The organism is Oscillochloris sp. ZM17-4 (assembly GCF_019599295.1).
GTDB lineage: Bacteria > Chloroflexota > Chloroflexia > Chloroflexales > Chloroflexaceae > Oscillochloris.
Genome location: NZ_JAIEWN010000003.1, coordinates 99,761 through 110,853, shown reverse-complemented (window position 1 = coordinate 110,853; position 11,093 = coordinate 99,761). Strand labels below are relative to the sequence as shown.

Annotated in this window: 10 protein-coding genes; 8 read left to right on the top strand and 2 right to left on the bottom strand. The window is 67.2% G+C overall.

Going from position 1 to position 11,093, the window contains the following annotated elements; all coding sequences use genetic code 11:
• The 5 genes from K2Z83_RS03825 to K2Z83_RS03805 all read left to right on the top strand — a co-directional run.
• Nucleotides 1-209 (top strand): 50S ribosomal protein L35 (locus K2Z83_RS03825; protein ID WP_255603258.1); only part of this gene is annotated, 209 nt, incomplete at its 5' end.
• A gap of 186 nt (nucleotides 210-395) precedes the next feature.
• Nucleotides 396-767, top strand: a complete 372-nt coding sequence (gene rplT / locus K2Z83_RS03820) for a 50S ribosomal protein L20 (protein WP_220593855.1) — start codon at nucleotides 396-398, stop codon at nucleotides 765-767.
• Between the two features lie 167 nt (nucleotides 768-934).
• A complete protein-coding gene (locus K2Z83_RS03815) occupies nucleotides 935-1,720 on the top strand; it encodes a TrmH family RNA methyltransferase (RefSeq protein WP_370650046.1) in 786 nt (261 codons plus the stop codon).
• A gap of 78 nt (nucleotides 1,721-1,798) precedes the next feature.
• The gene (gene pheS / locus K2Z83_RS03810) at nucleotides 1,799-2,845 is read left to right on the top strand and encodes a phenylalanine--tRNA ligase subunit alpha (protein ID WP_220593853.1); all 1,047 of its coding nucleotides are present in this window, start codon (nucleotides 1,799-1,801) and stop codon (nucleotides 2,843-2,845) included.
• A 96-nt stretch (nucleotides 2,846-2,941) separates the two neighbouring features.
• Entirely contained in the window at nucleotides 2,942-4,771 is a 1,830-nt protein-coding gene (locus tag K2Z83_RS03805) for a DUF2142 domain-containing protein (RefSeq protein WP_220593852.1), read from the top strand.
• A 148-nt stretch (nucleotides 4,772-4,919) separates the two neighbouring features.
• On the opposite strand, the gene K2Z83_RS03800 is transcribed toward K2Z83_RS03805, so the two are convergent.
• Nucleotides 4,920-5,147 (bottom strand): hypothetical protein, encoded by a 228-nt coding sequence (locus K2Z83_RS03800; RefSeq protein ID WP_220593851.1) that lies wholly within the window; start codon nucleotides 5,145-5,147, stop codon nucleotides 4,920-4,922.
• Nucleotides 5,148-5,189: 42 nt separating this feature from the next.
• Here K2Z83_RS03800 and K2Z83_RS03795 point away from each other — a divergent pair, with 42 nt between their 5' ends.
• A complete protein-coding gene (locus K2Z83_RS03795; RefSeq protein ID WP_220593850.1) occupies nucleotides 5,190-6,560 on the top strand; it encodes a choice-of-anchor Q domain-containing protein in 1,371 nt (456 codons plus the stop codon).
• 112 nt (nucleotides 6,561-6,672) lie between these two features.
• On the opposite strand, the gene K2Z83_RS03790 is transcribed toward K2Z83_RS03795, so the two are convergent.
• Nucleotides 6,673-7,011, bottom strand: a complete 339-nt coding sequence (locus tag K2Z83_RS03790) for a multidrug efflux SMR transporter (RefSeq protein WP_220593849.1) — start codon at nucleotides 7,009-7,011, stop codon at nucleotides 6,673-6,675.
• A gap of 369 nt (nucleotides 7,012-7,380) precedes the next feature.
• Here K2Z83_RS03790 and K2Z83_RS03785 point away from each other — a divergent pair, with 369 nt between their 5' ends.
• A complete protein-coding gene (locus K2Z83_RS03785) occupies nucleotides 7,381-10,425 on the top strand; it encodes a leucine--tRNA ligase (RefSeq protein ID WP_220593848.1) in 3,045 nt (1,014 codons plus the stop codon).
• 72 nt (nucleotides 10,426-10,497) lie between these two features.
• Nucleotides 10,498-10,902 carry a hypothetical protein gene (locus K2Z83_RS03780; RefSeq protein WP_220593847.1) on the top strand — a complete coding sequence of 135 codons (405 nt, stop codon included), beginning with the start codon at nucleotides 10,498-10,500 and terminating at the stop codon, nucleotides 10,900-10,902.
• The last annotated feature ends 191 nt before the right edge of the window (nucleotides 10,903-11,093 follow it).

The window sequence follows — 11,093 nt, the reverse complement described above, 5'->3', positions numbered from 1 at the left end:
GAACAGTTATGCCGAAGATGAAGACCCACAAGGGTGCCAAGCGCCGGTTTAAGATCACGGCGACCGGCAAGGTGATGCAGCAGCAGGGCGTGCGCGGCAACAAGCGCCGTCGGCCTAAGCGATCCCAGCGCCGGTATGGCAAGGATCAGCCCATGTCGCTGACGAGCAGCAACCACATCGCGGTTGCCCTGCCCTACGGCCTGAAGTAGGGCCAGCGCGACACACAACGTTCGCGGACGGACAAAACCATGCCAGGAATAGTCGCGTGAACGCCGACGCCTTCGTGTCGGATTTCATGTGATCAGGTTCCTGTTGCAACATGTGTATAGCAGGGCGAAGCTCAGGGTTCGGTTTGCCACCCCCTGACCTGCCTATTCTTTGGAGGATCGCATACTATGGCTCGTGTCAAGCGTGGCATGATGGCGCGTAAGCGCCACAGCAAGCTACTCGATCAGGCGAAGGGATTTCGCGGCGCGCGTTCGCGGCACTACAGGGTCGCCCACGAGGCGGTCATGCACGCCCTCGCCTACGCCTACCGCGACCGGCGCAACAAGAAGCGTGACTTCCGCCGGCTCTGGATCCAGCGCATCAATGCGGCGGCCCGCCTGAACGGCACCACCTACAGCCGCCTGATCAACGGCCTGAAGATGGCCGGGATCAACCTCGATCGCAAGATCCTCGCCGATATCGCCGTCCGCGACCCGAAGGCGTTCAGCGACATTGTCGCCGCCGCCTCGTCTAAGCCCGCCGCCAGCGCATCGGCGTAGGCCCACGGATCGCGTGTAGGGCGGCTGCCCTAAAAACCCTCATCGTAATTGGTGGAACGTGCCAGCGAAGCTGGCACGTTCCACCAATTACGATGATCATCCTGTGGAGCCTGTGGCCCCAGCCTCTCGCCGTCGGGCGTTACGTGATCCATGTAGGTTATAGGATCGTGATCTCTAGCGCAAGCAACGCATACGTCAAGCACCTGCGCTCGCTGCGCGCCGACCCGCGGGTTCGGCGCAGCGAGCGCAGCTTCGTTATCGAGGGCGTGCGCCTGGTGGCGGACGCCTTCGACGCCGGGGCTGAGCTACGGGTGGCCCTCTACAACCCCGATCAGCTGCGCGGCACGCCGGCGGGCGCGGCCCTGCTCAACCGGCTGGCCGAGCGGCCCGGCTGCTACGAGGCCGGCGAGGTGGCAGTGTCCGCCGCCGCCGACACCCGCAGCCCCCAGGGGGTGGTGGCAGCCGTCGCCTGGCCCGAGATCGCGCCGCGCCCCGGCCTAAAACTCGTGCTCGACGCGATCCAGGACCCCGGCAACCTCGGCACGCTGCTGCGCTCGGCCGAGGCAGCCGGGGTCGGCATGGTGCTCTGCTCGCAGGGCTGCGCCGACATCTACAGCCCGAAGGTGGCGCGCGCCGCGATGGGCGCCCACTTCAGCCTGCCCCTGCGCGGCGACCTGAGCTGGGACGATCTGGTGATGGAGCTGCTCGACTCCCCGCTGGTGTACGCCGCCAGCGCCGAGGCGACGATGCCCTACTACGCCGCCGACTGGCGTCAGCCCGCCGCGCTGATCATCGGCTCGGAGGCCCACGGGGTGGGGCCGGAGGGCCTCGGCATGGCCACGCACCACATCGCGATCCCGATGCTCGGCCGCGCCGACTCGCTCAACGCCGGCGTGGCGGGCAGCATCATCCTGTTCGAGGCGCTCCGCCAGCGGAGCCGAGGGCGGACGTAGGGGCGCAGCGCAGTGCGGCGAGAGAACGTATAATTGGCCCGTAGGCCCGCAACCCCAGGCGAATGGAGACAGGGAACGATGACAATCACCGATGAGCTGACAGCCCTTGAGGCCCAGGCCCAGGCTGACCTCGCCGCCGTGGGCGATATGGCTGGCCTGGCCGACTGGAAGAGCCGATACACTGGCAAGGCCGGCGCGCTCACCCGCGCCCTGCGCAGCATGGGCAGCGTGCCCGCCGAGCAGCGGCCGGAGCTGGGCCGCCGGCTGAACGCGCTGCGCGTGCTGCTTGATGCCGCCTTCGAGTCCGCCGAGTCCCGGCTGAAGCTGGCCGCGCAGGACGCGGAGCTGGCCTCCGACCGGATCGACGTGACCATGCCCGGCCACGCGCCGGCCCTCGGCCACACGCACTTGACCAACCAGGTGATCGCACAGGTCCACGCGATCTTCGCCGAGATGGGGTTCCAGCTCGATGAGAGCCCCGAGGTTGAGCTCGACTCAAACAACTTTGGCCTGCTCAACTTCGCCGACGACCACCCCGCCCGCGATATGCAGGACACCTTCTATGTGGAGATGCCGCCGGAGGCGCCGTCGGTGCTGCTGCGCACCCACACCTCGAACGCCCAGATCCACGCCATGCGCCGCGCGGCCCCCCAGCCGCTGCGCGTGCTGGTGCCGGGCAAGTGCTACCGCAACGAGCAGGTGACGGCGCGCAGCGAGATGCAGTTCTACCAGTTCGAGTTCCTCGCCGTCGGGCGAAATATCACGATGGCGGATCTGAAGGGCATGCTGGGATTCTTCGCCGAGCGGATGTATGGCCCCGGCACAAAGGCGCGGCTGCGGCCGAGCTACTTCCCCTTCACCGAGCCGAGCGCCGAGATGGATGTGAGCTGCTTCCTCTGCGAGGGCAAGGGCTGCCGGATCTGCAAGCACTCGGGCTGGCTGGAGATCGGCGGCTGCGGGATGGTCCATCCGACTGTGCTGCGCAACGGCGGCTACGACCCGGAGATCTTTAGCGGCTTCGCCGGCGGCTTCGGCCCCGAGCGGATCGCCCTGCTGAAGTACGGCATCGACGACATCCGTAACTTCTACTCCGGCGATGTGCGCTTCGTCGAGCAGTTCGGCTAGCACTGAGGCACTGAGGCACTGAGGCACTGAGGTGGTGAAGCAAAGCGAGCCACAAGACTCATTACCACAGTGGCTCAGTGCCTCAGTGATTTTCTGATGAGACTCTCTCAGCGCTGGTCAATCCTTGGTTTACTCCTGCTGTTCCTTGCTCTCTGTGCCATCTATAACGCGAATATCCCTCTGGGCGAGGGGCCGGACGAGCCGGGGCACCTAGCCTATGTGCTGTTTCTGGCCCGCGAGGGGCGCCTGCCGGTGCAGGGCGCCAGCCCGGCCGAGAGCGATGTGCCCGGCGAGGGGCACCAGCCGCCCCTGGCCTACATGCTGGCTGCGCCGGCGGTGGCATGGCTGCCCGCCGACGACCGGCAGATTGTGCTGACGGCTAACCGGGCCTTTGTCTGGGCCGGCGGCGACCAGCCGGCGGCCTTTATGCGCGGCAGCCGCGAGTACTGGCCCTGGCGGGGCAGCACCCTCGTCTGGCGCGTGGCCCGGGCAGTCTCGGCGCTCTGCGGGGCCGCCACGGTGCTGTGTACCTACCTGGCAGCCCGCGCCCTCTGGCCGGGCCGGCGCGACGCCCCGCCGCTGGCGGCCGCCCTGGTGGCGCTCAACCCGCAGTTCCTCTTCAGCTGCGCCCTGGTGAGCAACGACCCGCTGCTGGCCGCCCTTGGCGCGGCGATCCTCTGGCGCTGTCTGGCCCTCGCCAGACGGCCCGCACCCAGCTGGGTGGCGTTTACGATCTGCGGGCTGCTCTTCGGCCTGGCCCTGCTCACCAAGCAGAGTGCCCTGCTGCTCGGGCCGCTGCTGCTCTGGGCCGGCTGGCGGGCCGCGCGGGGCGACATGCGCCGCGCGACCGGCTACACCCTGGCCTGGGGGCTGACGAGCCTGCTCGTGGCCGGCTGGTGGTACCTGCGCAACCGGCAGCTCTATGGCGACCTCTTCGGGGCGGCGCTGTTCAGCGCGGAGTTCGCCGGGCAGCCCTTCGCCTGGGGCGACCCCGCCGCCTGGGCCGGGGCGCTCGGCCAGCTCTTCGGCTCGTTCTGGGCCCGCTTCGGCTGGATGAGTGTGGAGCCGCCACTATGGACGATCTGGGCCTATGGCGTACTGGTGGCAGGATCGGTGATCGGTTGGCTGACACAAGCGTTGGGAGAGGTGCGGAGAGGGCTTGGCCCTCTCCGCAAAAACCCCTTTTTACCCTCTCACGTTACTGGCCCCGTGATCTCGCTGGCGATGGCCCTCGCCTGGACCCTCAGCTTCGCTGCGACCGCCGGGCTGGTGGCATGGCAGGGGCGCATGCTCTTCCCGGCGATCGCGGCGATCGGCATCCTGCTGGCAGGGGGGCTGAGCAAGATAAAAGGCGACAGGCAAAAGGTAAAATCTCAGGCCTTTTACCTTTTGCCTTTTACCTTCTACCTTTGCCTGGCGCTCTCTATGCCCTTCGGCGTGATCGCGCCGGCCTACCGGTGGGATACGCTGCCGCCGGCGCAGGCGCAGGCGGAGCTGGGCACGCCAAGCTATCTGCGCTACGCCAACGACTGGGAGCGCGGCGTGGTGCTGCGCGGCTGGCGGCTGGGCGGCCCGGCCACGCCCGGCGCGGAGCTGCCGATCAGCCTGACCTGGAATAGCCTGGAGCCCATCCCGCGCAGCTGGACGGTGTTCATCGAGCTGCGCGACGCCGCAGATCAGACGGTGGCCCGCACCGAGAGCCGGCCGCGCGGGGCGACCCTGCCCTTCACCTACTGGACGCCCGGCGACTGGGTGGCAGATCTGCATCAGCTCGCGCTGCCGGCGGATCTGACGCCAGGATCGTACCGGCTGATCGTCGGCCTGTATCGCCCCGAGAAGGATAATATCCGCCTGCCGGCCTGGGCCGAGGGCGGCGAGCCGCTCGGCGACGAGGCCGAGGTGGGCGCGGTGCTAGTAGCTCCATAGGATGATCGTACCGTTGTGGTACCGCCCGTCTTGTCGTTATACTAAAAGTATAAATTTAGTTAACGGCAATCCGGGGGAGGTAGCACATGCTCCGACCACTGCTCCTTGGCGCGATCTTCATCCTGATCGGCGCGGGAATGACCGAGGCTCAGACGATCGGCCTACAGGCGAAGATCGTAGGAAGCGGCAGCCCGGCGAGCTGCACGCGCGCCGCCCTGGCGGCCGAGCTTGTGGGCGGCGGGATGATCAGCTTCAACTGCGGCGGCCCGGCGACGATCGTCATCGACAGCGCGCTCGATATCACCGCGCCGGAGACGACCATCGACGGCGGCGGTGTGATCACTCTGGCGGGCAGCGGGGCGAGCCGGATTATCAATCACCATACCTACGGCATTGCAGCGATTTTAAGTTCTAAAACTTGTCCATCTTTGTATCTCATACCATCAGCGGGAGCCAGTTCATCGATAACGACGCCAGCAACGGCGCCGGCGGGGCGATCCATATCCTCCAGAGCGGGCTGAGCATCGAGGCCAGCACTTTTAGCAACAACAGCGCGATCGGCGCGCGCCCGCAGGACGGCTTCGGCGGCGCGATCTCGATCGACGGGCTGGGCGGCCCGACCGGGGTCTTCAGCGTTGTGGGAAGCAGCTTCAGCGACAACCGCAGCTACAACTCGGGCGGGGCCATCCACCTGAATATGTATGACGACGGCAACCGGGCCGAGATCGGCCAGAGCAGCTTCGTGAATAACGCCGTGGTCGGCGGGGCGCGGGCCCAGGGCGGGGCGATCGGCGGCGGCGGCACCGGCGGCAACCCGACGATCAGCATCAGCGCGAGCCTGTTCAGCGGCAACTCGGTGAGGAAGACGCTGGTCAGCGGCGGCGTGGAGGACGGCTCTGGCGGCGCGCTGGCCTTCCCCCAGCGGGCGCGGATCAGCATCGTCAACAGCAGCTTCTACCGCAACCGGGCCAACGGCACAAGCTATAACGCCAACGGCGGCGCGCTCTATGTGGTGAACAACACCGAGCAGTTCACGGTGGCGAGCAGCACCTTCGCCGAGAACAGCGCCGGCTGGGTCGGCGGCGCGATCAGCAACAGCAAGGTTGCCGACGGGCCGGGCGGGCGGGTGAGCAACACGATCTTCGCCCACAACACAGCGGACAACGGCCCGAACACATGGGACATCCAGCAGCACTGCTCCTCGGAGCTGCAGGAGGACGGGCCGAACCTGCAGTACCCGCCGCGGCTCACCGGCGGCAACTTCTACAACGACGTGACCTGCTTTGTGGGCAAGAGCGCGCCGGAGCAGACGGGGCTGCCCGCGTTCCGCGACCCGCTGCTCAGCCCGCTGGCCGACAACGGCGGGCCGACCCAGACGCTGGCGATCGGCGCGGGCAGCCCCGCGCTCAACGCCGGCTCTGGCTGCCCCGCCACAGACCAGCGCGGCGTAGCGCGGCCGCAGCTGGGCGGCTGTGACATCGGCGCCTTTGAGCTCGACCTCACGCTCAGCGTGAGCCCCTCAATGATCCAGCAGGGCAGCACAAACCGGCAGATCAGCGTGCTGGGCTACGGCTTCACAGCGGCCAGCGTCGTCCAGGTGGGCGGCGCGCCGCGAGCGACAACCTTCGTGGACGGGCAGACCCTGCGCGCCGAGCTGAGCGCGTCTGATCTGTCCATGGTCACGACGCTGAGCGTGAGCGTATCTGGGCCGGGGAGCGACCTGGGGGCGGCAAGCGCGCTGGTGGTGGCCGAGCTGAGCCAGGTGTACCTGCCGCTGGTGCGAAAGTAGGGCGTTTGGAACGCGGAGGACACGGAGGGGCGCGGAGGGCACGAACGCGAAGTGCGCACATGGAGAAGGGGTGGATGGCGAGGGCAAAGCCCTCGCCATCCACTCCTCTCTTTTACGCGGCCGCAGGCTTCGAGAGGAAGTTGAGCACGATCACGCCGGCGATGATCAGGGCGATGCCGATGACGCGGGCCGGGTCGAGGGACTCCTTCCAGAGCAGCACGCCGATCAGCACGATCGCGGCGGTGCCCAGGCCCGACCAGATCGCGTAGGCGGTGCCGAGGGGGATGTCCCGTAGGCAGAGCGACATCAGGTAGAAGGACAGGGCGTAGCCGACCACGACGACCATGCTCGGCACGGGCCGGCTGAAGCCGTCAGAGAACTTGAGCGCGGTTGTCCCGATAACCTCGCTGACGATGGCGGCGAGCAGGATGAGCAGGGCGTTGACATTCATCAATGCGTCCTTTTACTATGTCAAGTTATCTATTAGGTGCGACCTCTGGCGGAGCGATCCATGGCGTAGCTGTGCTATAATACCGCACAGTTACCTACGTAAGCGTGTTTATACCAGGGTACAGGGTACAGCGGATAGGGCACAGGGAAACTGCCTGATAGGACTTGCCTGTACCCTGTACCCTGTACCCTGTACCCTGTACCCTGTACCCTGTACCCTGTACCCTGTACCCTGTACCCTCGTACAGCTCCGGAAGGGAGGTGAGCACCGTGTCGGAACCTGACCTTAGTGGCCTTTGCGTCCGTATCTTCGTCAGACGAGCTGCAAGGCATGTTGCCTGTGCTCACTTCTTAAGGAGCCTATAACATCATGAGCGACGCAAAGCCCGATAAGACTGATCGCTACGACCCGACCGCCATCGAGAAGAAGTGGCAGGACCGCTGGGCCGCCGACGACCTGTACCGCACCGCGCCGGCCGACGAGCGGCCGAAGTACTATATTCTGGACTTCTACCCCTACCCCAGCGGCGAGGGGCTGAGCGTCGGGCACTGCCGCAACTATGTGCCCACCGACGTGATCGCCCGCCACTACCGCATGAAGGGCTATAACGTCCTGCACCCGATGGGCTGGGACGCCTTCGGCCTGCCCGCCGAGAACGCGGCGATCAAGCTGAAGACGAACCCGGCGGTGCTGATCCGCCGCTTCGCGGACAACTACAAGCGGCAGATGAATCTGATCGGCGCGAGCTACGACTGGAGCCGCGAGATCAACTCATCGTCGCCAGAGTACTACCACTGGACACAGTGGATCTTCCAGCGCCTGTACGGCTCATGGTACGACACGCGGGCCGATAAGGCCCGGCCGATCGCCGAGCTGGAGGCCGAGCTGGCCGAGCACGGCACCAGCCGGCTGCGCCTGGCCCTGTCGGACCAGCAGGTGAGCGCCGAGGAGTGGAACGCCGCCAGCCCCCTGGAGCGGCAGAACACCCTAAAGCGATTCCGCCTGGCCTACCGCGGCGAGGCGACGGTGAACTGGGACCCGGTCGATAAGACGGTGCTGGCCAATGAGGAGGTGCTGCCCGACGGCACCGCCTGGCGCTCCGGCGCGCTGGTCGAGCGGAAGACTCTGAAGCAGTGGTTCTTCCGCATCTCGGCCTACTCGGAGCGGCTGGACCGCGACCTGGACACGGTGGACTGGCCGAGCCGGATCGTGGCGATGCAGCGCAACTGGATCGGCCGATCCCAGGGCGCCGAGGTGATCTTTGTAAGGGCGCAGCAGTCGCAGGGCGATGAGCCGCAGGCGGCTCATCGCCCTGCGACTGCTGCGCCCCAACCCGACGATAAAATTATTGTCTACACCACACGGCCGGACACGCTGTGGGGAGCCACCTTTATGGTGCTGTCGCCCGAGCACCCGCTGGTAGCGAGCGTGACCAGCGCCGCGCAGCGCGAGGCCGTCGCGGCCTACGTGGCCGAGGCGAAGGTCAAGGGCGCGGTGGTGGTGCCGGTGGAGGACAAGGAGAAGACCGGCGTCTTCACCGGCGGCTACGCGCTGAACCCAGTGAACGGCGCGCGCATCCCGATCTGGGTGGCCGACTATGTGCTGATGGGCTACGGCACCGGCGCGATCATGGCCGTGCCCGCCCACGACGAGCGCGACTTCGCCTTCGCCCTGAAGTTCGGCCTGCCGATCATCCCGGTGATCGCCCGCAGCGACGACGCGGCCCGCTCGCTGCTGAGCCCCGGCACCTACGACCCGGCGCTGCCCGATGCGCTGCGCGCGGCGGGGTACGCCTTCAGCGACGAGGGCGGCGCCCTGACGGTGACGCTGGCCGGCGCCCAGGCCCAGGCCTACGCCGACCTGGTGCGCCCGCACCTGACCGAGGGCTGGACGGAGGTGGTCGGCTCGGGCTGGCTGGCGATCTTCCCCGACGCGGTGATCGCCTTCGACTCGGCCGCCGCCGACGAGCAGATCAGCAGCCGCATCCGCACCGCGCTGAAGATCGACGCCCTGCCGAGCTTTATGGCCTACCTGGCCACGGTGCCGGCCTACCAGGATCTGATCTACCACAGCGAGTACAGCAGCCCGATCAACTCCGGGCCGATCAACGGCCTCCCCGGCGAGGAGGCGATCAGTCGGACGATCGCCTACCTGGAGGAGCGCGGCCAGGGCCAGGGCCGCCTGAACTACAAGATGCGCGACTGGCTGATCAGCCGGCAGCGCTACTGGGGCACGCCCATCCCGATCATCCACACCGAGGATGGCCTGGAGCTGACGCTGCCCGAGGCCGAGCTGCCCCTGACCTTGCCGGATGTCGAGAGCTATGAGCCGACGGCCACCGGCGAGTCGCCGCTGTCGCTGATCGACGGCTGGGTGAATGTGGCCCTGCCCGACGGCCGCACGGGCCGCCGCGAGACTGACACGATGGGCACCTTCGCATGCTCCTCGTGGTACTACATGCGCTTCGCCGACCCGAAGAACCCCGGCCAGCTGGCCACCCCCGAGGAGCTGGACTACTGGCTGCCGGTGGACATGTACGTCGGCGGGGCCGAGCACGCGGTGATGCACCTGCTGTACGCCCGCTTCTGGACGAAGGTGCTGTACGACCTGGGCGTGGTGCCCTTCTTCGAGCCCTTCCAGCGCCTGCGCAACCAGGGGCTGATCCTGGCCCCCGCCCGCGAGGTGGACGGCCAGATCGTTATCGAGAAGATGTCGAAGTCTAAGGGCAATGTGATCACGCCCGATGAGGTGGTGGCCAAGCACGGCGCCGACGCCCTGCGCGGCTACGAGTGCTTCATCTCCGACTTCGAGGCGGCGGTGCCCTGGAACACCGACGGCGTGCCCGGCGTGCGCCGATGGCTCGACCGGGTCTGGCGAATCGTGCTGAACCCCGGCGATGAGGCCGGCCAGTCCGGCGAGTTCAGCGAGCGCCAGCTGCGCCGCGTCACCCACCAGACGATCATGCGCGTCGAGCACGACATCGCCGAGTTTAAGTTCAACACGGTCATCTCGGCGCTGATGGAGTTCACCAACGCCATGTATAAGGCCCGCGACGGCGGGATGGCCGGCACGCCGGCATGGGCCGAGGCGACCGAGGCCCTGGTGCTGCTGATCGCCCCGGTGGCCCCGCACATGGCCGAGGAGCTGTGGGCGCGCACCGGGCGCGGCTACAGCGTCCACCAGCAGCCCTGGCCTGCGGCCGACCCGGCCCTGGCCGCCGAGGACGAGGTCGAGGTGGTGCTCCAGGTGAACGGCAAGGTGCGCGATAAGCTGACGGTGCCGGTGGGCGCCAGCGAGGATCAGCTGCGCGCCCTGGCGATGGAGAGCGACCGGGTGCGCAGCCACATCGGCGAGAAGTCCATCCGCAAGGTGATCGTGGTGCCCGGCAAGCTGGTGAATGTGGTCGTTGGATAAACCGTGAGCTACCAGGGGCAGACATACATAGAGACGCCCCGCTGGGGCGTCTCTATGTATGTCTGAGGCATTATGCAATTTCTTCAGAACCGGATCGTGCGCGCCTACATCGTCATCACGGTCGGCGCCATCCTCTACATGCTGCGCCGCTACGCCCTGCCGACCTTCTTCGACACCGAGGGGCTGCCCTTCGACATCGCCGGCCCCTCGGCGCTCTACGCCTGCTACAGCGGATTCGCCCTGAACACCTGCGCCGACGGCTTCATCGTGGGGCTCACGATCATCGGCGTGGTTGTGGCGGTGGGATGGGGCAGCCTGGGCATGGCGATCTTCGCGGTCATCCTGGCCATCCCGCCCACGGTGCTCTTCTTCGCCCTCAGCCCGATCTGGGCACCGCTCCTGAGCCTGCTGATCATCCCCCTGGCCCTTGAGATTGGCCTGCGCTTCCTCTTGCCCGCGCCGACCCCAGAGGCCTGACTCCGCTAGAGCGTTGGGGTTTGGCGGCTTTGCCGCCAAACCCCAACGCTCTATGACGGGAGCGGCATTGCCACTCCTGCATTCCTGCTGAGCGTGGATTAATCTTTTATCGGCTCGCGGGTGGGCCGGGGCGTGCTCGTGGGCGCGGGCACTGGCGTGCTTGTCGGCGGCACCGGCGTGTCCGTCGGCGG